Origin of the sequence: Kocuria soli, assembly GCF_003797835.1 — a bacterium.
Classification (GTDB): domain Bacteria; phylum Actinomycetota; class Actinomycetes; order Actinomycetales; family Micrococcaceae; genus Kocuria; species Kocuria soli.
Genome location: NZ_RKMF01000010.1, coordinates 68,099 through 88,188, shown reverse-complemented (window position 1 = coordinate 88,188; position 20,090 = coordinate 68,099). Strand labels below are relative to the sequence as shown.

Here is a 20,090-nt window from a genome sequence, read left to right as displayed (position 1 = left end):
GATCAGCCCATGGGGCCGGAATGCTCCTTGGGTACCGGGGTGTAATCGGGCTGGATGGGATCCACGCCGCCGGTGGTCCCGCGCCACAGGGCCAGGCCGCGCATACCGTGGAAGACGATCAACGTGGCGGCGGTACCCAGGGCGATCCCCGCGAACTGGATGCCGAAAGCACTCCAGGTGTAGTCGGCGATGCCGATGATCATGGCGATCGCCGCGGTGGTCAGGTTGACCGGGTTGGAGAAGTCCACCCGGTTCTGCACCCAGATGCGGACGCCGAGCATGCCGATCATGCCGTACAACACCGTGGCCGCGCCGCCGAGCACCCCGGCCGGAACCGATGCCACGGCCGCACCGAAGACCGGCATGAAGGAGAGCAACAGGGCGAGGACGGCGGCCACCCAGTACGCGGCGGTCGAGTACACCTTGGTCGCGGCCATGACGCCGATGTTCTCCGCGTACGTCGTCGTGCCGGAGCCACCACCGGAACCGGCCATAACGGTGGCCAGGCCGTCGGCCATGATGGCCCGCCCCATGACCGGGTCCAGGTTCTTGCCGGTCATGAGTGACACCGACTTCACGTGGCCGATGTTCTCCGCAACCAGCACCAGGATCACGGGCACGAACAGGCCGATCAAGGACAGGTGGAACTCCGGGGAGTGGAACTGCGGAAGGCCGAGCAGACCCTCGTTCTCCCAGGCCTCCTGAATCGGGGCGAAGTCCACCTCGCCACGGGCAATTGCCGTCAGGTACCCGATGACCACGCCGACCAGGATCGACAGCCGACCCAGGATGCTCCGGAACAGCACGGAGACCAGGACGATCGAGGCCAGGGTCACCAGGGCGGTGACGGGTGCTTTCATGAAGTTGTCCTTGGCCGCCGGAGCCAAGTTGAAGCCGATCAGCGCCACGATCGTGCCGGTCACCAGCGGTGGCATGAGCGCCTGCAACCACCGTGTGCCCAGGAACTGCACCAGCAGGCCGATCAGGAACAGGGAGGCACCGGCCATGACCACGCCGCCGAGCGCCCCGCCGGGACCGTATTCGCCCATGGCAGCACCGATCGGCGCGATGAAGGCGAAGGAGGAGCCCAGGTAGGACGGCACCCGTCCCGCCGTCAGGACCAGGAACAGGATGGTTCCGATGCCGGAGAAGAACAGCGTGGTCGACGGCGGGAAGCCGGTGATCAGGGGGACCAGGAACGTCGCGCCGAACATCGCGACCACGTGCTGCGCACCGATGCCGATGGTCCGCGGCCAGCTCAGCCGTTCGTCGGGCCGTACCACCTCGCCCGGAGTCACGCTCCGGCCGTCCCCGTGGATCCGCCAGCCGAGTCCGAGCTTGCCGGCGAAGGTGTCCGGGCGGTCCGCCGTCGTCGTGGTGTCGGGTTCCGGTGCGGAGGACGAAGGTTCTGGCGAGGGGGAACCGGTGGACGCGGGCATGCAGCAACTCCTGGAGACAGAGACGTACGGCCCGGCACCGTGATCGCGGACCGGCCCCAGCGTAGTCCCACCCCCGCCGAACCCTCACGAAACTCCCGCATCAGCCCCCGATCCGCGAGTTTCGTGAGGGTTCGGCGGAGGAATGGAGCGTGAACAGGTTGGATGCGCACCCCTGGATGCAACTAGGGAAACCCCGCGTGGACATCTGCCAACTAAGGTGTACCTTAGTGATGTCTCAGCCGTTGAGATCCGCGCAATGACGGGCGAATTACGGGCAACGGAGCCCGTTTGAACCGTTCGCGATCTCGCAGTCACCACGTGAGGAGTGGGCCGTGGACGTCCTTCCGTTTTCCACCGCGACGGGTAGAACCCTGGGGCGTTCTACAGCCTCCTCGAAGGACCGGGCCACGTGTCTTGACAGCATCCGGCCCGGTGGGACCGCTCGAATCGCGGGCTTCTCCGCCGACGCCGACCCCGTACTCTGTCAGCGACTCCAGGACCTGGGGTTCCACCCCGGGGCGGAGGTCTCCTGTCTCCGAGTGGCTCCGCTGGGCTGCCCCCTGATGCTGCGTGTGGGCAATGCCGACCTGTGCTTGCGTAAACAGCAGGCGCGCAGCATCCAGATCGACCTCGTCGCCTCGTGAGCTGCCACGCCGAGAACGGGGACCGCGACCTTCTCACGGGAACTCGCGACGTCGCGCTCATCGGTTGCCCCAATGCAGGCAAGTCCTCCCTGTTCAACCGGCTCACCGGTCTCTCCGCAACCACGGGGAACTACCCGGGCGTGACCGTCACCCGGTCCCGCGGCAAAGCAAGGATCGACGGCGCAGACGTCACGATCACGGATCTGCCCGGAACCTACTCGCTGAGTGCCGCCAGCCCCGACGAGCAGGTGGTCCTGGACCACATCCAGGGGCGTCTGCCCGGGGAAGGGGAATTCGGCAGTTCTCTGGTGGTCATGGACGCCACCACCCTTGAGCGCTCGATGATCCTGTTCGCCCACGTGTTCGAGCTCGGGCGACCCACGGCTGTCGTGCTGACCATGGTTGACGAACTGCGAGCCGGTGGCGGTGACATCGATTCCGCGCGGTTGTCCCAGGCTCTCGGGGTTCCCGTGGCGGAAGTGGTGGCGCACAAGGGTCGCGGTGTGGACGAGGTCCGGGAGCTGCTGGGGCGTGCCGGGGACTGGCCGACCGCCGTCGTGCCCCCGCCGACCGCTGACCGGGGCGAGACCCGTGAATGGATCGACTCCGTGCTGGCCACGTCCGGGTACCGGGCGAACCGTCCCAACGCCACAACTCGTGGGATCGACCGGATCTTGCTGCACCCCGTGTGGGGTGTGGCCGTGTTCTTCCTGGTCATGTTTCTGTTCTTCCAGACGATCTTCACCGTGGCCGCTCCGGCCCAGGGCTGGATCGAGACGCTGTTCGCGGCGTTGGGCGAGTGGGCGGGGGAGCGCATCGAGCAGCCGCTGGTCGCCGATTTCGTGTCCACGGCGTTGATCGGTGGAGTGGGCGGGGTGCTGGTGTTCCTGCCGCAGATCGCTCTGTTGTACGTCCTGATCTCCATTCTGGAGTCCGTGGGATACATGTCCCGGGCGGCCTTCCTCATGGACCGGGTCATGGCCCACAGCGGGCTGGACGGACGCGCATTCGTTGCCATGCTGTCCTCCATGGCCTGCGCAGTGCCGGGGATCATGGCCACCAGGACCATGGCGTCTTCACGGGACCGGATCGCCACCATCTTGTCGGCCCCGCTCATGACCTGCTCCGCGCGGCTGCCCGTGTACGTCCTGCTCATCGCCATGTTGGTCCCCGACGACGCCCGGTTCGGTCCGTTCGGTTGGCAGGGCACGATCCTGTTCCTGATGTACGTCCTGGGTGGCCTGGCCGCGTTGACCGTCGCGCGCGTTCTCAAGGCAACGATTCTGCGCCGAGGATCCCTCCCGTTCTACCTGGAGATGCCGCCGTACCGGATTCCCACACCCCGCCAGATCGCCCGGGCGGTCTGGGCGCCGGTGTGGATGTTCACGCGCAAGGTCGGCACGATCATCCTGGCTGCAACCATCGCCCTGTGGGCGCTCATGAGTTTCCCGGCCAACACCGCGGCGACGGAAGGGATGGACGAACCGGAGGCCAGCGCGTACGTGCTCGAGCACAGCATTGCGGGACAGATCGGGCATGTGATCGAACCGGTTTTCGCTCCTCAGGGCTTCGACTGGCGGATCGACGTCGGGCTGTTGGGCTCCTTTGCGGCACGTGAGGTTTTCGTGTCCACCATGGGGCAGGTGGTTGCCGCGGATAATGCCGACGAACCCGCGGATGCCCTGTCCGCCATGACGTACACGCACGGGCCGAATGAAGGGGAGAAGGTGTTCTCCGCGCCGACAATCGCGGCGTTGCTTGTGTTCTTCGCCTTTGCCATGCAGTGCGTCTCCACACTGGCGACCATGCGGCGAGAGACGAACTCGTGGAAATGGCCTGCCGTGGCCACCGCAGACATGTTCGTGCTGGCGTGGGTGGGTTCTTGGCTGGCGGCGGTGATCGTCAGGCTGGTCACGGGTGGATGACCAGGACCTGAACGCCGTCGCACTCCACCCGGAGCTGACCCAGGACCCCCGGGAACTGCGATGGGTCGTCAGTACCTGTCCGCGCGACCTCCACCACGCGGCCACCCACCCGGACGGGCCGCTGTCAGGCCTGGTCCGTGACGGGCTCCTCAGCGACATCGACGGCGGGCCCGGGTGGATCACTACGAGCGTTGCGGACCCGGGTACCTGGAGGGACGTGGTCGGTGAGGTCCGGCGGGCGGTTCGCGCCACCGCGGCGGCCGTCCAGGCGGAGGGGGTTCTTCCGGTTGGTTCCGGCAGTGGTGGCGGGGAGGTGCGGTGCCCGATTCCCGACGACGAATTGGCCCTCCTGGCCGCATCCCTACTTCAGGAGCACATCGCACCGATCGCCGGTGCCCATGGTGGGCGCATCAGCATCCGGAAGGTGACCGGCGGCGTCGTCACGGTCGATCTTGTCGGTGCGTGCCACGGCTGCCCGGCGGCGGTGTTCACGCTCAAACAACGTTTCGAAGCCGTCCTACAGCGAACCGCCCCGGGCGCTCGCGTGATCGAAGCCTGACCTCCGTTTTTCTTGCCCCGAACTTAGCGGAGAGGGGGAGCAGCTGTGCCGGGGGAGAGGCCGCCATCGGCCATGGTGAAGACCTGATCGAATCGAGGCAGGAAGTCCAGGTCGTGGGTGACCAGAAGCGTCGCCGTGCCGAGAGCCTCGGTCAACGAACAGATCAATCCGATGATCTCCTGCCCGCGCGCGTGGTCCAGGGCGGAAGTTGGTTCGTCAACGATCATGACTTCGGGGTCGTTCATCATGGCCCGGGCAATGTTCACGCGCTGGCGCTGACCGCCCGAGAGTTCATGCGGTCGAGCACGGTGGGCCCGTTCCAGGCCCACCTGGTCCAGCAGCTGCGCGGCGCGTGTCCGGCGTTCGCCACGAGGGGCAGAACCTGGCCCAAGTTCTCCCACGGCCAAGAGCTGGTCCAGAGCTGTCAGCGATGGCAGGAGGTTGGCCTGCTGGAACACGATTCCGATTCTCTCCCGACGTAGGGTCGCGGTCTGGGACGGGGAGAGATCGGTTGTCTCCACGTCGCCGATTCTGACCGATCCGGAATCCGGTGTGATCAGGGTCGCGGCCACAGCCAAGAGGCTTGACTTGCCCGAGCCGGAGGCTCCGGTGATACCCGTCACGGTGCCGGGTTCGGCTGTCAGGGAGACATCGTTCACGGCCGTGTGGCGGGACTGGCCGTCGGGAAATGTCAGAGTCACATCTTGCAAGGTCAACACGGTCATCGACTCCTGAGTCGGGGTGGTGGGTATGGGATGAATGCGGACTCAGCGGGCGCTGCCCAGCGCAGTGAGCGGGTCCGCCGTCGTGATGCTGCGCAGCGCAGAACCCGCGCCCACCAGCCCCAGAATCACCAGGATCACGGCGGGTAACGCGGTGGTGTACCACGCGATCACAAAGGGGAGAGCGGCCCCTGCCAGTGCCCCCAGGCCTGCAGTCAGGGCAATGCCCAGCCCCACGCCCAGCAGCAGGATGACCAGCGCTTGGCCCAAGGCGTCCGCCCGGAGCCGGCCGTTGGAGGCGCCCAGTGCCTTGAGCACGGCAATGTCTGCCTTGCGCTGGATGGTCCAGACAGTGAAGAACGCACCGATGACCAGGCCGGAGATGGCGAACAGCATGGCCACCATGGCCAACAGGGAGCTGACTTCCGAGCGAAAAGAGTCGATGGACAACAGTGCCGTCAAGGAGTTCGCGGTCACCGTGCCCTGCTCGGCGTCAATACTTGTGGCGTCAGCAGGGTCTCCCTTGATGGCAATCGCCGTGGCATAGGAGTCCGGATCACCCATGCGCTGCTGCAACTCTTGCCAATCGGTCAAGGTGGTGTAGACGACGCCGGTGTGCGCATAGGACCGCTCGCTGATCACGTCCGTGACCGTGAAGTCCTCGCCCGCAATGGTCATGGTGTCTCCGGAACCCAGTTTGAGATCATCGGCCACGGTCTGGCTGATGACGACTTCCTCGTCCTGGGAGGGGGAGTCTGCGGTTCCGCCGAAGACTGCCAGTGCAGCCGAGTGCCCGTCAGTCTCTCCCCGGGATTGGGAGATGCCGATTGCAGTGGACTCTTCCACGCCCTCCGCTTGGGACCAGGCCTTGGCTTGCTCCCGGGTGATCTGGGAGTCGGAGAACGTGGGGTCCTTTTCGGATGTGCTCTCCGCGACGTTGGCAAGGGCGATCTTGTCTGCGTTGAGTCCCTGAACTGCGGAAATGTTTTCGTTGGCCAATCCTCCGGTCAGACCCGTCAGGAATCCAACAAGCAGGGTGATCAGGACCACCACGGAGGTGATCAGGGTGAACCGGCCCTTTGCGAAAAGCATGTCACGCCATGCAACAAACACGATGCGTCCTCTTTCATGTCTGACTCCCGCATCACGGACCGGTCCTTGTCTGGAAGGCGTGGCCTTGGCCGGAGTTCTTGGTTGGCTCCAATCTCCCGGAATCCATGTCCCGTGCCATCGTGGAAAGGTGCACTGCTGCATCCGCGATGGAAGGGTGTCCGGGACCAACTTTCGATGGATGTCGCGCAGTGCGTCACAGGCATTAGCGTGAGGAGCATGGACTCTTCTGCGTTGCGTCCCGTGTTCGTGGGGCTGCGTGTGGGTCTCTACACGTTGATCGCGGGGCTGGGTTTGCTTGTGGTGCTTCGCGCTGCCCTGGGGGACAGCCTCGCCCCGGTGGCGGCGGTCTCTCTGGTGGTGATCTTCGAAGTCACCTTCTTCTCCGGTGTCTGGTTGGCGCGCCACGCCGTCGGCCTGGGGAGGGCGGAAAGCCTCCATCCGCGAACCGTTGGCTGGCTGATCCTGCTGACCGTCGAATGGATGCTTCTGGTCTTCCTCGCACCGGACGCAGCCTTTCTGGTCTTCCCGCTGTTCTTCTGCTATCTGCATCTGTTGCCGCGGTGGCACGGGCCGGCCGCCGTGGTGGTGTCTGCGGTTGCGGCCGTGGTGGTGTTGGGCGCACATCGTGGCCTTACCCTCGGTGGTGTCATCGGGCCCCTGATCGGCGCGGGGGTTGCGATCGCGATCGGACTGGGATATCGCGCGCTGTACCGGGAAGTGGCCGAGCGCAACAGATTGCTCGCAGACCTGATGGCTGCCCAGCAGCGTCTGGCGGCGACCGAACGCAACGCCGGGGTCGAGGCCGAACGGACCCGGTTGGCAGCAGAGATCCACGACACCGTGGCCCAAGGCTTGTCCAGCATCCAGATGCTGCTGAGTGCCGCCCAACGTGCCGATCCCGGCCGAGCCGGTTCTGAGAACATCGAGTTGGCGCGGCAGACCGCCGTTGACAATTTGGCCGAGACCAGGCGCTTCATCCGGGCGCTGTCCTCTCCGCACCTTGAGGCCCGAACACTTCTGGGCGCATTGGAGCGCGTGGTGGCACGAACGGATGCAGCGACGCCGACACGCGTCCGGCTGGTGGTGGACGGGTCACCACGCTCTCTGCCTCGTCCGGTCGAAGCCACGGTACTGCGGGTCGTGCAGGGCTCGTTGGCGAACGTGGTTTCTCACGCGCGTGCGAAAGAGGCGGTGGTCACCTTGAGTTTCCTGGAGGGCCAGGTGCGGGTGGACGTTGTCGACGACGGCGTCGGGCTGGACACCGGTTCCCAAGGGCCGCTCCCCGGGGCGGCGGGTGCGGGTGTGGCACCGGATCGTTCGAATGGGTCGTTCGGGCTGTCGATGATGCGAGAACGAGCGGCCCAATTGGGTGGCACGTGCGTGGTGGAGTCCTCCCCGGGGGCGGGGACCGCGGTGTCCGTTTCCTTCCCGGAATCCGTCCCCCCCGCCACAGGCATTGCTGCGAGTTCACCCGCTTGGCTCGGCGGCTCGACGGCGGACGTCGAGTCCGTTCGCACGTCACCTGCACACGATTGAGGACAACGAAGCCATGGACAGTTTCCCCACCCTGCGCCTTCTGGTGTGCGACGATCACCCCGTGGTCCGGGCGGGCATCGCCGCGCTTCTGGACACGGCGGACGGCTTCGAGGTAGTGGGCCAGGCAGCCTCCGGTGAGCAGATCCTGCGGTTGGTTCAAGACGTTCCGGCCGATCTGGTGCTCATGGACCTGCAGCTGGGGAACAGCCCGGAAACACTGCAGGGCGCAGAGGCCACAGCCCGGATCCGGTCGCAACCGGGGGCACCGCACGTCCTGGTCCTCACGAACTACGACACCGATGCCGACATTCTGGCAGCGATCGAGGCCGGGGCCTCCGGGTACCTGCTCAAAGACTCCTCACCCGATGATTTGTTGATGGCAATTCGAAAGGCTGCGGCGGGGGAGTCGGCGTTGGCCCCGACGGTCACCTCGCGCCTCATGGAGCGTGTACGGATGCCCGTGACCAAACTCAGTCCGCGCGAGCTCGACGTGCTTCATCAGGTGGCGATGGGGCATTCCAACGCCGCCATCGCCCGCGAACTCTTCCTGTCCGAGACCACGGTCAAGTCCCATCTGGTCCATGTCTTCGACAAGCTCGATGTCCGCTCGCGGACTGAAGCCGTGGCCCGGGCGCTCGAGATCGGGATCATCCGGTGAGTGCGGGGTTGTTCCGCCTATAAGGGCGAATAGGCGGAACAACCCCGAAATCGGCGTGGGGAGACGTCAACGACGGCGGATGGTCACCTCCGGGAAGCCGGCCGAGTCAACGTGTTCCGCCAGTTCCGTGAATCGGGCGTCCCACTCCGGATCCGTCCAGGCACGTTCACGCCCGGACTCGGTGGCGGCCGGTGGGTGTGCCTGCTGGAGTGCGAAGTTCGTGGCGCCCACGGCCATTGCGGCCTGTAGGACCGGTTCCACGTGATCGGCGATCTCCGGGGTCACGGTCATGCGGACCTCGTGGTCGATCCCGGTGCCCAGGATCATCTCCAAGGACTGACGGATCTTCCACCAGGCCGTCGGGGCTTCGACTACGTCTGAATACCGCTCGGGGTCGGCCTTCAGGTCGAAGCCCACCCAGTTCAGGACGCCCGCATCCAACAGGGCTTTGATCCGCGAGGGGTACATCCCGCCGGTGTGCAGTCCGACGTCGAATCCTGCGTCCCGCACTACCTCGGCAGCCGGGATCAGAGCTGCTTGACGCGTGGCTTCACCACCGCTGAAGACCACACCGTCCAGCAACCCGCGCCGTCGTCGTAAGAGGTCCTCGAGTTCATCAAAGGACACCGTCCCTGCCGCCGAGCGGTCCAGGATCTCCGCGTTGTGGCAGTAGAAGCAGCGCCATGGGCACCCCTGGCAGAAGGCCGTGGCCACCAGGCGGCCCGGCATGTCCACCGTGGACAGCGGCACAAGACCCGCGATCTGCAGGTCCTGCGCCACAGCCGTGCCCGCAGTCGCTTTGTGCCCGGTCTCGGCAGGCGAGCGCATCAAACCCCTGACACCGTTGACGCCGCCATCACCGGGGCCTTTGGCGACGACGGAGCCAGCTCGGCGGCCTCTTCCGTGAAGAACGTGCGTTCGGTGTATTCGCCCTTCTTGCCGATGTTGAACGACTGGACCGGGCGGAAGTAGCCCATCACCCGGGTCCAGACCTCGCAGGCCACGGGCTCCGCGGAGGGGTCAGCGGCGGCACATTCCTCGCAGGTGAAGTGTTCGCCGGCCAGGTAGCCGTGGTTGGGGCAGATCGAGAACGTGGGGGTGATCGTGATGTACGGCAACCGGAACCGGGTCAACGACCGCCGGACGAGTTCACGGCAGGCCTGTGCGGAACTCATCCGCTCGCCCATGTAGAGGTGCAGCACCGTGCCGCCGGTGTACTTGGACTGCAGGGCCTCCTGCAGCTCGAGCGCGCGGAACGGATCCTCGGTCGCGGCAACGGGAATCTGGGAGGAGTTCGTGTAGTACGGATTCGAATCCGTCCACGCCTGCAGGATCGCGGCGAAGCGCTTGCGATCCTCCTTTGCGAACCGGTACGTGGTCCCTTCCGCCGGCGTCGCCTCAAGGTTGTAGAGATTGCCCGTTTCCTCCTGGAACTCCACCATGCGCTCGCGGACGTGGTCGAGGATCCGCAAGGACATCTCCTGACCGACCTCGTCCGTGAGGTCATGCGCGTCCCCGGTGAAGTTGCGCACCATCTCGTTCATACCGTTCACGCCCAGGGTGGAGAAGGGGTTGTTCAAGTGCCCCATGTACCGCTTGGTGTAGGGGTACAGGCCGCCGTCGATCAGTTGCTGAACCACGGTGCGCCGCTGCTCCAGGACGTCCTGGCCCACGATCAGCAGGCGATCCAGTTCGGTGACCAGGCCGGCTTCATCCCCCGCGTACAGGTGACCCAGCCGGGCCATGTTCACGGTGACCACCCCGATGGATCCCGTGAGTTCCGCCGACCCGAACAGGCCGTTGCCGCGCTTGAGCAACTCGCGTAGATCCAGCTGCAGTCGGCAGCACATCGAGCGGATCATGCCCGGGTCCAGCTCCGAATTGATGAAGTTCTGGAAGTACGGAAGCCCGTACTTGGCGGTCATGGAGAACAGCAACTCCGCGTTCTCGGAGTCCCAGTCGAAATCCTTGGTCATGTTGTACGTGGGGATCGGGAAGGTGAAGACGCGCCCGTCGGCGTCGCCTTCGGACATCACCTCCATGTAGGCGCGGTTGATCATGTCCATTTCCGCCTGGAGGTCCCCGTAGGTGAAGTCGCACAGCTCCTCACCGATGAGCGGGTGCTGATCGCGCAAGTCCTCGGGGCAGGTCCAGTCGAAGGTCAGGTTGGTGAACGGGCACTGGGAGCCCCATCGGCTGGGCACGTTGAGATTGAAGATCAACTCCTGCATGTACTGGCGGACCTGGTCATGGCTGAGCGCATCCAACCGGACGAAAGGCGCCATGTAGGTGTCGAAGGAACTGAATGCCTGCGCTCCGGCCCATTCGTTCTGCAGCGTGCCCAGGAAATTCACGATCTGACCGGTGGCCGAGGAGAAGTGCTTGGGTGCCTTGGCAGCAATTGCACCGGGCACTCCGTTGAAGCCCTCCTCCAACAGGCGGCGCAGTGACCAACCGGCGCAGTATCCGGTGAGCATGTCCAGGTCGTGGATGTGGATGTCGCCGTCGCGGTGCGCGCGGCCCGCCTCCTGGCTGAAGACCCGGTCCAGCCAGTAGTTGGCGATCATCTTGCCCGCCGAGTTCAGGATCAGTCCGCCGACCGAATAGCCCTGGTTCGCGTTGGCGTTGACGCGCCAGTCCGACTGGCTGAGGTACTCCTCGATGGTGTGAACGGCGTCGATGGGGGTTGACGACACAGTGGCATCCTCTCTTGGGGGTCGGGGCGGCTGGATGGTGCTGCGGTGCCGCCGGGGAAGGGCGACGCCCGAATGCCGGGCGCTCAATGAAGCTATCTCCGACCCCGAGATGTCGTGTGCACACAGTGTCAGCAACACAACATGTAGTGCTTTTTGGTCCCGGGTTGATGCGGGACGACGTCGATCGACTCCGGTTGCCAAGTTGCCACTCGCACCGCATTTCCCCCTCCCCTCTCCGCCGAGTTCGGGGTTGTTCCGCCTATTCGCCTCTATAGGCGGAACAACCCCGAACTCGGCGGGTGGACGGGGGTCACTGGCGACGACGGCGGGCCTGCCGGACCAGGTGGATCAAGGCCGGCAGCTGTGCGCCGATCGGTTGGAGGTCGCGGAAGCTCACGCGGATCTCCGTCCACCCGGCGGCTTCTGTGGCGCGTAGTCGGTCCATGTCACGCAGGCGTTGTTCGGGGGATTCGTGGTGCGGGCCGTCCAATTGAAGGCTGAGCCGATGTTCGACGTCCGCCAGGTCTGGCCACACCGTTCGATGCCCGGGCGCCTGAAGCTGGTGGTCCGTGATCCAGGGTGTCGTGTGGTCATAGTGCGCAAGGAGAAGCCTTGCCCGGGTTTCCAACATCGAGTCAGCTCCCACCGCGCACCGTTGCAGTGCAAGCCGAACTCTGCGGACGCCGCGCTTACCTTTCATACGATCAAGATCCGCGGACAACCCGGGCAGGCTGCGCATCGGTTCGGACCCCGCCAGCGGTCCGTTGGCGTGTTCGCAGATGATGCCGTCCAGCAGCGCCACCAGGTCGTCGTCGGAGATCCGGAACCACCGGAGTTCCCGCATGGCTGCCAGGTCGATTGCGGTCCGCGCGGGCCCGGTGCTGAGGATGCCGCCCATCGAAACCAGGTCTTCGGGCGGCAGCTCGGCACAGTGGCCGTGGACATTGTGTCCACCGGGCGGGCGGTACCCGTTGTGCCGGGTGATGTGGAGCCGCGTGTCCCTGCGCAGTGCGTCAGGGAGCCGCAGCCCGAGCAACTGCGCAGCGGTGAGATGGCTGGCCGCGCAGTCGTGCTTGGCCTCGAGCAGGCCGTGGAGTTGTGTGCGAACGCGCTCGGTCGGGTCTGCCGGAGTTTGCAGATGAGCGGGGATCCACACGCCACGGGTGAGTTGGCGGTAACCCGGGCCTTCGAGGTGGTGGGCGGTGAGCCCGAGTGAACGTGCTTCGGTGGTCGAGAAACTCCGGTTCGGAAGGTCCTCGGGTGGGGTGTGTGGTCGACGAGGCATGCCCCAGCCGACCACACCGGTCAGCGGTCCCGCCCACGGTTATCCCCGGTGCAGTATGAAACCGCCGGGGCCGCCCCGGCGTCGTCGTCCTGTGGAGCCCCAGCGCCGCAGACCCCTTCACGCGACTTCGGGGTTGTTCCGCCTATTCGGTCAAATAGGCGGAACAACCCCGAAGTCGGCGGAGGGAGGAAGGACGGTGGGAGCGGCGGAGGAAGGGGAGGGGAAAGGACTGCCGTCAGCTGATGACGGAATCGACCAGCGTCTTGGCCTCCTCCTGGACCTGCTTGAGGTGCTCCTCGCCGACGAACGACTCGGCGTAAATCTTGTAGACGTCCTCCGTACCGGACGGGCGGGCAGCGAACCACGCGTTGTCCGTGGTGACCTTGAGGCCACCGATCGCCTCGCCGTTGCCGGGTGCTTCGGTGAGCTTGGCGGTGATCGGATCGCCCGCCAAGGTCTCGGCGGTGACCTGCTCCGGGGAGAGCTTCTTCAACGCAGCCTTCTGCTCCCGGTTGGCCGGTGCGTCGATGCGCTGGTAGACGGGCGCACCGAACTGTTTAGTCAGTTCGGCATAGCGCTGGGACGGCGTCTTGCCCGTGACCGCGGTGATCTCGGCTGCCAATAGGGCGAGGATGATGCCGTCCTTGTCCGTGGACCACACCGATCCGTCGCGGCGCAGGAAAGAAGCACCGGCGGATTCCTCACCACCGAAGCCGATGGACCCGTCCAACAGCCCGGGCACGAAGTACTTGAAGCCCACCGGAACCTCCACCAGCTTGCGCCCCAGGGACTCGGCCACCCGGTCGATGATCGAGGAGGACACAAGCGTCTTGCCGATGCCGGCATCCGGGTTCCAGCCGTCGCGGTGCGTGTAGAGGTAGTCGATGGCCACGGCCAGATAGTGGTTCGGGTTCATGAGCCCGGTGTCGGGCGTCACGATGCCGTGGCGGTCGGTGTCGGCGTCGTTGCCGGTGGCGATGTCGTACTTGTCCCGGTTGCCGATCAGGGATGCCATGGCGTTGGCGGAGGAGCAGTCCATGCGGATCTTCTCGTCCCAGTCCAGGGTCATGAACGCCCACTGCGGATCCACGTCCGGGTTGACGATTTCCATGTTCAGCCCGTACCGGGAGGCGATCTCCTTCCAGTACTCCACCGACGCCGACCCCATGGGATCCGCGCCGATGTGCAGGTTGGATTCGCGGATGGCATCCAGGTCGATGATCTCCGGCAACTCGGAGACGTAGGAGTCCAGGTAGTCGAAGGTTCCTGTGGTCTCGGCGGCGCGGGCCTCTTCGAGCGGCAGCCGCTTGACGTCGGCGTTGCCGCCTTCCAGGAGTTGGTTGGCGCGGTCGGCGATCCACCCCGTGGCGTCCGAATCCGCGGGCCCGCCGTGGGTGGGGTTGTACTTGAACCCACCGTCCGCCGGCGGGTTGTGCGACGGCGTGATCACAATGCCGTCAGCTAGGTCCGCGTCCCGTCCTGCGTTGTACTTGAGGATCGCGTGGGACAGCGCCGGGGTGGGCGTGTAGCCGTCGCGGGAGTCCAGCAGCACGTCAACGCCGTTGGCCGCCAGGACCTGGAGCGCGGTGTCCTGCGCGACGTCGGAGAGAGCGTGCGTGTCCTTGCCCATGAACAGCGGGCCGGTGGTGCCCTGGGACGCGCGGTATTCCACGATGGCCTGCGTGATCGCGGCGATGTGGGCGTCGTTGAACGACGTCTTGAGAGAAGAGCCACGATGTCCAGAGGTCCCGAACGCCACGCGCTGGTCCGGATTGCTCAGGTCCGGTTCCCGTGAGGCGTAAGCCTCGAGGAGCTCGGCGATGTCGACAAGGTCTTCGGGAAGGGCCACGGTGCCCGCGCGATTAGCCATGGCCCCAACGGTAGTCACGCAGGTGACCGTGGTCACCTCGATGCCGCAACTGCCCGTCACATTGCGGACACGTGAGGGTACGAGGGTTGCGCCCCGGCAACGGTGGCCGCCCGGGCTGCGACCTGCATGGCCACCTCGGTGGCTTCGACCAGTCCCATGCCACCCGAGGTCGTGGCCAGCAGCGCACCCAGCACGGCGTCGCCGCAGCCGGTGGTGTCCACCGCCTGCACCTTCACGCCCGGGACTTCTGTGACCGCGGGAGCGCCGTGGTTCCCGTCACCACCCCGTGGCCCCGATCGGATGACGACGGCGCCCTCCGCGCCCAGTGTCACGACCAACGCCGGCACCCCGGTGGCCTTCCGCAGGGCGGTTCCACGTTCCTGCCAGGACCCGTCCGCCGGGGCTCCGAAGGCCTCCAGCACCTGGGCGAGCTCGTGTTCGTTGACCACCAGCACATCGGTTGCGGCCAGGAGTTCCGGTTCGGGGATCCGGAAGGGGGACGGGTTCAGGAAGACCGGAATGCCTTTGGCATGGGCGCGCTGTGCAGAGGCGATGACCGTGGCGGCCGGGACCTCGAAGGTCAGACCAAGGGCTCCCGCGTCGTCGAAGGCGGCATTGGGGATGTCTTCCGGACGGAGTTCTCCGTTGGCGCCGGGTGAGATCACGATCGTGTTCTCACCGTCGGCGGCCACGGTGATGACAGCGGTGCCCGTCGGGGTGTCGGGCAGGGCGCGGACGTGGTCGGTGGACACGTCGTCCGCGCGGAGGGCGTCCAGGAGGAGGTGGCCGTGTGCGTCGTCGCCCACGGCGCCCACCAGGCGAACCTGTGCACCCAGGCGGGCTGCGGCGACCGCTTGGTTCGCGGACTTGCCGCCCGGGGCGATGGCCAGGGGGCCACCGGTGAGCGTTTCACCCGGCTTGGGATGACGCTGCGTGCGGACCACCAGATCGGCGTTGAGTGAGCCGACCACGCACACGGAACCGGCGTGAATCTGCATGTCAGGCGTCCTTTCGTGCGGGCTCGCCCAGGTTCTCCACGGCGGAGACCACCAGGTCCCAGAAGCCGGCGTGGTCGAGGCCGGTGGCCACCGCCGTCGGGCAATCCTCGGGAGCCGGACCGCGCAGGTCGACCACGGTCTGTCCGGTGGTCAGTTCGCCGTGAAGCTCCACGTCCACCGGTGCACGCCGCGTGGGCACCAGGTCCGGCGCGATGACCTGGGCAACGGCGACGGGGTCGTGGCACGGCGGGTTCTCGAAGGCCTGATTGTGCTTGTAGGCATCGCGGTAGCTGCGGATCAGTTCGACGGCGATGTCACCCAGGCGCGTGCCCAGGCCCGCGAACCGAGCCTCGATCTCCGGGGTCGCCAACGCCTGGTGGGTGGCGTCCAGGCCGACCATGGTCACGGGCCAGCCCGCGGTGAACACCGCCCGGGCTGCCTCCGGGTCCACGGCGATGTTGAACTCCGCGACCGGTGTCAGGTTGCCCGTGGCGACCCCGCCGCCCATCAGGACGACTTCCTGGGTGTGCTCGACCAGCTGCGGGAACTGCCGGATGGCCAAGGCCAGGTTGGTCAACGGGCCGGTGGCGATGATCGTGACCTCACCGGGTCCGTTGGACAGGACGGTCTGGGCAATGACTTCGACCGCGTGGCGCTCGTCCAGGGGGTGACGAGGTTCCGGGAGCTGCACCAGGCCCAGGCCAGTGTCCCCGTGCACGTGTCCGGCGGTCAGCGGGTCGCGGACCAGCGGGCGTTCAGCTCCGGCGGCCACCGGGATCCAGTCCATACCCAGCTCATCGGCCAGCGACAGGGCGTTGCGGGTGACCTTTTCCAACGTCTGGTTGCCGCCGCACACCGTCACGGCCAGGACGTCCAGCTCGGGGCTGCCGTGGGCCAGCATGAGGGCCAGGGCGTCGTCCACCCCGGGGTCGCAGTCGATGATCACTTTGCGGGTCATGACTCCAACTTAGTGCGCCGATTTCGGGGTTGTTCCGCCTATTGGGGCGAATAGGCGGAACAACCCCGAAGTCGGCGGGGGGGGCGGGGGGGGCGGTGGGGACGGCGGTCAGCCGATCTGCAGTTCGCCCATCTCGTCCCAGTCGTCGCCCTCGATCTGACGGGAGATGATCTTGGGGGTCGCGCGCAGGTACTCCGGGAACTCCTGAGTCATCTTCTCGAAGTGCACGGAGTTCACGTGGGCTTCGGCGGCGCCGTCGTCAAAGGCCTCGACCAGCACGAATTCGTAGGGGTCCTCGAGCGAACGCGACCAGTCGAACCACTTGTTGCCCGGCTCGGCCCGGGTGGCGTCCGTGAACTCTCGCACCACCTCCGGCCACTGGTCGACGTACTCGGGCTTCACGGGAAACTTCACGACGATGAAAATCACGCGGAATCACTCCTCTGGTTCGCGGTGGGTCATGCCTTGATGTGGGTCAACGGTGGTCCGTGGACCGGGCGTCTCACCGATCGTGGCACACCCTGACGGGCCATTGCTACGACGTCGAAACGCTCGCGGGGAGCCCGACGTCCAGCTGACCCCGTACCTGCTCCGCCAAAGCCAGCAACCCGACGTCGGCACCGGGGCGCCCGATGAGCTGGACCCCCATGGGGACCCGCGATTCACTGAACTCGGACCGTTCCCACGTGGTCGGCAGCACGACGGCGGGCAGCCCCACCACGTTGATCAACGAGGTGAAGGGTGTATAGCGGCACTGCCGTTCATAGTCCTGCGCGGCGGAGGCCGGATCGGCGGGGTCGAATCCCTCCCACCACCACCCCAGCGGACGTGGAGTCTGGGCCAAAGCGGGGGTCAGGATCACGTCGTAGGCGTCCCAGGCCTGGATCGTCGCCTTTTCGATCTCCCGCAACGTGCGGATGGCGACCGCCAACTCGGCGGCCGATCGCTCCAGCGCCGCATGCCGGTAGTGCTTCGCCAGCCCGGTGAGCAGTCCCTCCTGCTCGCCGGTCAACGGTGCGGTGCCGAGCGAGGTGGTCCACAGTGCGAAGAAGGCCTCCGGGTAGCGCGGGTCGAAGCGCAGATCCGCCTCCTGGACTGAGTGCCCGGCGGCCCGCAGCGCATCGATTCCGGTGGCCAGCGCGGACATCGCCTCCGGAGACACGGGGGTGGGATGCGCGGACTCGAAGGCCGAGGCCGTGCTGACTCCGATGCGCAACGGCCGTTCGCCCCAGGGGAATCGTCCAGCCGCAGCACCGCGAACGACGTCGGCCGCGGGGGAGGTGTCCTCGATGGCGGTCCGGAACCGACCGTCCGGTGGTCCCACCACGGCGTCGAGGTCGGAGTTGTGCCACGGGTCCGACGTCGCGTGCGCACCGGGAGCTGCCGTGGGGCGGAACAGGCGATTGCCGTCCGTAGCAGACGGAACACGGGCCGTCAGGCCGTCGAGGATCATGGCGGCATCGGCCGGGGTCCGCGCGATCGGCCCCTGAACCGCGAGTTGCGCCTGATCGTTCAGGGCGTCGCCCACCGGCACCTGCCCGCGCGACGGCTTCAACCCGATCAGTCCGCAGGCCGCAGCGGGTATCCGGATCGACCCCCCGCCGTCGGAGCCGACCGCAGCGGGCAGTACCCCGGCGGCCACGGCCGCCGCCTGGCCACCCGAAGACCCACCCGACCCGCATTCCGGGTCGAACGGATTGCGCGACGGCGCCCCCACCAGGTTCTCGCTGTAACAGTTCAGCCCGAACTCCGGCACCTGGGTCTTGGCGAAGACCAAGGCGCCGTGGGCGCGGTGGAGGGCTGCGACGTCGTCGTCCGCCGGGGTCGTGGGCGCCGAACCCGGACCGTCCGGCGCCAGGACCCGGGAACCCTGGGTGGTCGGCAGCCCCGCCACCTCCTGGAGGTCCTTGAGCGCGAGCGGCAGACCGTGCCATCGCCCACGGGCCCAGGCGGGTAGCGCGTCCAGGACTGTTGCCGCGTCCCGGACGGAGGCGGCGGATTCGATGTGCACGAAAGCCCCGAGCCCGGGCCCGGACGAGGGGTTCTCCACGGTGACGGCGCGCTCGCGGACCGCCGTCGCAATCTTCGTGGCCGTGACCCTGCCGTGGCGCAGTGCGTCCCGCAGCGCCACGGCGTCCGTCAGAAGGTCGTCACTTGCCGTGTTTGACGATGGCATCCGAGAGGATCTCCAGGCCTTCGCGCAGCAGTTCGTCGGTGATGGTCAGGGGCGGCAGCAGGCGCACGATGTTGCCGTGGGTGCCGCAGGTCAGGATGATCACACCCCGCGCCAGGCACTCGGCGGCCACGGCCTTGGCCAGCTCAGGGTTGGGTTCGCGGGTGCCGGGCTGGACGAACTCGAGGGCGATCATGGCGCCGCGTCCGCGGATCTCGCCGACCACCTCCGTGCCGTCCACCAACGAGTCGAGGGAGGCGTGGGTCACCGCCTCGATGTGCTTGGCGCGGGATTTCAGATCCCATTCCTCGATGGTGTCCAGGGCGCCGATCGCCGCGGCGCAGGCCACCGGATTGCCACCGTAGGTGCCACCCAGGCCGCCGCCGTGCACGGCGTCCAGCAGTTCCGCCCGACCGACGACCGCGGACAGCGGCATCCCGCCGGCCACGCCCTTGGCCACTGTGATCAGATCCGGGATCACGCCTTCGTGCTCCACGGCGAACCATTCACCGGTCCGGGCCACACCCGACTGCACCTCGTCCGCGATGAACAACGCGCCGTTGTCCGTGCACCATTCGGCCAGGGCGGGCAGGAACCCGTCGGCCGGGACGATGAACCCGCCCTCACCCTGGATGGGTTCGATGACCACGGCCGCAACGTTGGCCGCACCGATCTGCTTGTCGACCATCTCCAGTGCGCGTTTGGCGGCTTCCGGGCCGGACATGCCTTCCGGATCGCGGAACGGGTAGGACATGGGAACGCGGTAGATCTCCGGGGCGAACGGACCGAAGCCGTTCTTGTACGGCATGTTCTTGGCCGTCATGGCCATGGTGACGTTGGTGCGCCCGTGGTAGGCGTGGTCGAAGACCACAATCGCGTCACGACCCGTGGCCACACGGGCGATCTTGACCGCGTTCTCCACGGCCTCCGCGCCCGAGTTGAACAGGGCCACCTTCTTCGCGTGGTCGCCGGGCGTGATCTCGGCCAGGCGTTCGGCCACCTCCACGTAGCCCTCGTACGGCGTGACCATGAAGCACGTGTGGGTGAAGTGCTCCACGGAGTCCTTGACCTTCTCGACCACCTTGGGGGCCGAGCCACCCACCGTGGTCACGGCAATGCCCGACCCGAAATCGATCAGCGAGTTGCCGTCCACGTCCACCACCACACCGCCGTCGACGTCGGCCGCGTACACCGGCACCGACGACGCCACACCCGCCGCGATCACGGAGGTGCGCCGCTGGGAGAGCTCCTGGGACCTGGGGCCCGGGAACTCCGTGACGATCTCGCGCTTCTGCGGAAGCCGGTACCGGATCTCGCTCATCGACAGTCCTTTCGTGCGCTGCCCCGGCATCTGGATCGTTCAAGGGCCACAGGGGGATGGGGCGGGGAGGAGTTGTGTGGGCATCGTCTCACGACTCCGGTCGTGGCAACCGAAGAAGGTGGAAAGTTCCCAGAGCGGAAGCTGAGTGGTACGGTCCACATTGGAAACGTTTCCAATGGCGGTTCGTTCGGTC

Annotated in this window: 17 protein-coding genes; 5 read left to right on the top strand and 12 right to left on the bottom strand. The window is 66.6% G+C overall.

What is annotated here, in order from left to right; genetic code table 11:
- Window positions 1–2: 2 nt before the first annotated feature.
- Window positions 3–1,439 (bottom strand): uracil-xanthine permease family protein, encoded by a 1,437-nt coding sequence (locus EDL96_RS08675; protein WP_123825401.1) that lies wholly within the window; start codon window positions 1,437–1,439, stop codon window positions 3–5.
- A gap of 332 nt (window positions 1,440–1,771) precedes the next feature.
- Here EDL96_RS08675 and EDL96_RS08670 point away from each other — a divergent pair, with 332 nt between their 5' ends.
- The 3 genes from EDL96_RS08670 to EDL96_RS08660 are packed head-to-tail and all read left to right on the top strand — an operon-like array spanning window position 1,772 to window position 4,567.
- Entirely contained in the window at window positions 1,772–2,083 is a 312-nt protein-coding gene (locus tag EDL96_RS08670; RefSeq protein ID WP_158609566.1) for a FeoA family protein, read from the top strand.
- Complete coding sequence (gene feoB, locus EDL96_RS08665; protein WP_199732569.1) at window positions 2,080–4,008, top strand: ferrous iron transporter B; 1,929 nt, start codon at window positions 2,080–2,082, stop codon at window positions 4,006–4,008. Before EDL96_RS08670 ends, feoB begins: the two co-directional genes overlap by 4 nt.
- The gene (locus EDL96_RS08660; RefSeq protein ID WP_123825399.1) at window positions 4,001–4,567 is read left to right on the top strand and encodes a NifU family protein; all 567 of its coding nucleotides are present in this window, start codon (window positions 4,001–4,003) and stop codon (window positions 4,565–4,567) included. The genes feoB and EDL96_RS08660 overlap by 8 nt, the downstream gene beginning before the upstream one ends.
- A 23-nt stretch (window positions 4,568–4,590) precedes the next feature.
- Here the strand turns inward: EDL96_RS08660 and EDL96_RS08655 are convergent, their stop codons facing one another.
- Together EDL96_RS08655 and EDL96_RS08650 are read right to left on the bottom strand one after the other, a co-directional pair.
- The gene (locus EDL96_RS08655; protein ID WP_123825454.1) at window positions 4,591–5,286 is read right to left on the bottom strand and encodes an ABC transporter ATP-binding protein; all 696 of its coding nucleotides are present in this window, start codon (window positions 5,284–5,286) and stop codon (window positions 4,591–4,593) included.
- Window positions 5,287–5,334: 48 nt separating this feature from the next.
- A complete protein-coding gene (locus EDL96_RS08650) occupies window positions 5,335–6,381 on the bottom strand; it encodes an ABC transporter permease (protein ID WP_233568786.1) in 1,047 nt (348 codons plus the stop codon).
- A gap of 237 nt (window positions 6,382–6,618) precedes the next feature.
- Between EDL96_RS08650 and EDL96_RS08645 the strand changes: the two genes are divergently transcribed.
- Both EDL96_RS08645 and EDL96_RS08640 read left to right on the top strand, forming a co-directional pair.
- A complete protein-coding gene (locus tag EDL96_RS08645; RefSeq protein WP_123825397.1) occupies window positions 6,619–7,938 on the top strand; it encodes a sensor histidine kinase in 1,320 nt (439 codons plus the stop codon).
- A gap of 13 nt (window positions 7,939–7,951) precedes the next feature.
- On the top strand, window positions 7,952–8,596 hold the full coding sequence (locus tag EDL96_RS08640) for a response regulator (protein ID WP_123825396.1): 645 nt from the start codon (window positions 7,952–7,954) through the stop codon (window positions 8,594–8,596).
- A gap of 66 nt (window positions 8,597–8,662) precedes the next feature.
- Here the strand turns inward: EDL96_RS08640 and EDL96_RS08635 are convergent, their stop codons facing one another.
- The 9 genes from EDL96_RS08635 to gabT form a co-directional block, all read right to left on the bottom strand.
- Complete coding sequence (locus EDL96_RS08635; RefSeq protein WP_123825395.1) at window positions 8,663–9,424, bottom strand: anaerobic ribonucleoside-triphosphate reductase activating protein; 762 nt, start codon at window positions 9,422–9,424, stop codon at window positions 8,663–8,665.
- The gene (locus EDL96_RS08630) at window positions 9,424–11,292 is read right to left on the bottom strand and encodes a ribonucleoside triphosphate reductase (protein WP_123825394.1); all 1,869 of its coding nucleotides are present in this window, start codon (window positions 11,290–11,292) and stop codon (window positions 9,424–9,426) included. Before EDL96_RS08630 ends, EDL96_RS08635 begins: the two co-directional genes overlap by 1 nt.
- Window positions 11,293–11,602: 310 nt before the next feature.
- The gene (locus EDL96_RS08625; protein ID WP_123825393.1) at window positions 11,603–12,577 is read right to left on the bottom strand and encodes a PDDEXK family nuclease; all 975 of its coding nucleotides are present in this window, start codon (window positions 12,575–12,577) and stop codon (window positions 11,603–11,605) included.
- Between the two features lie 235 nt (window positions 12,578–12,812).
- A complete protein-coding gene (pgm, locus tag EDL96_RS08620; protein ID WP_123825392.1) occupies window positions 12,813–14,447 on the bottom strand; it encodes a phosphoglucomutase (alpha-D-glucose-1,6-bisphosphate-dependent) in 1,635 nt (544 codons plus the stop codon).
- Between the two features lie 56 nt (window positions 14,448–14,503).
- On the bottom strand, window positions 14,504–15,445 hold the full coding sequence (locus EDL96_RS08615) for a ribokinase (protein ID WP_123825391.1): 942 nt from the start codon (window positions 15,443–15,445) through the stop codon (window positions 14,504–14,506).
- Window position 15,446: 1 nt separating this feature from the next.
- Window positions 15,447–16,403, bottom strand: coding sequence for a nucleoside hydrolase (locus EDL96_RS08610; RefSeq protein WP_123825390.1), 957 nt, complete (start codon window positions 16,401–16,403; stop codon window positions 15,447–15,449).
- A 108-nt stretch (window positions 16,404–16,511) separates the two neighbouring features.
- A complete protein-coding gene (locus EDL96_RS08605; protein ID WP_123825389.1) occupies window positions 16,512–16,832 on the bottom strand; it encodes a putative quinol monooxygenase in 321 nt (106 codons plus the stop codon).
- Between the two features lie 106 nt (window positions 16,833–16,938).
- Complete coding sequence (locus EDL96_RS08600; protein ID WP_123825388.1) at window positions 16,939–18,579, bottom strand: amidase; 1,641 nt, start codon at window positions 18,577–18,579, stop codon at window positions 16,939–16,941.
- Entirely contained in the window at window positions 18,554–19,897 is a 1,344-nt protein-coding gene (gene gabT / locus EDL96_RS08595) for a 4-aminobutyrate--2-oxoglutarate transaminase (protein WP_123825387.1), read from the bottom strand. Before gabT ends, EDL96_RS08600 begins: the two co-directional genes overlap by 26 nt.
- Window positions 19,898–20,090: the final 193 nt, after the last annotated feature.

Bases quoted from the DNA above. Each gene is read 5' to 3' on its own strand.
- EDL96_RS08675 (WP_123825401.1), bottom strand. From the start codon at position 1,439: ATGCCCGCGTCCACCGGTTCCCCCTCGCCAGAACCTTCGTCCTCCGCA.
- EDL96_RS08650 (WP_233568786.1), bottom strand. From the start codon at position 6,381: ATGCTTTTCGCAAAGGGCCGGTTCACCCTGATCACCTCCGTGGTGGTC.
- EDL96_RS08645 (WP_123825397.1), top strand. From the start codon at position 6,619: ATGGACTCTTCTGCGTTGCGTCCCGTGTTCGTGGGGCTGCGTGTGGGT.
- EDL96_RS08640 (WP_123825396.1), top strand. From the start codon at position 7,952: ATGGACAGTTTCCCCACCCTGCGCCTTCTGGTGTGCGACGATCACCCC.
- EDL96_RS08635 (WP_123825395.1), bottom strand. From the start codon at position 9,424: ATGCGCTCGCCTGCCGAGACCGGGCACAAAGCGACTGCGGGCACGGCT.
- EDL96_RS08625 (WP_123825393.1), bottom strand. From the start codon at position 12,577: ATGCCTCGTCGACCACACACCCCACCCGAGGACCTTCCGAACCGGAGT.
- pgm (WP_123825392.1), bottom strand. From the start codon at position 14,447: ATGGCTAATCGCGCGGGCACCGTGGCCCTTCCCGAAGACCTTGTCGAC.
- EDL96_RS08615 (WP_123825391.1), bottom strand. From the start codon at position 15,445: ATGCAGATTCACGCCGGTTCCGTGTGCGTGGTCGGCTCACTCAACGCC.
- EDL96_RS08610 (WP_123825390.1), bottom strand. From the start codon at position 16,403: ATGACCCGCAAAGTGATCATCGACTGCGACCCCGGGGTGGACGACGCC.
- EDL96_RS08600 (WP_123825388.1), bottom strand. From the start codon at position 18,579: ATGCCATCGTCAAACACGGCAAGTGACGACCTTCTGACGGACGCCGTG.
- gabT (WP_123825387.1), bottom strand. From the start codon at position 19,897: ATGAGCGAGATCCGGTACCGGCTTCCGCAGAAGCGCGAGATCGTCACG.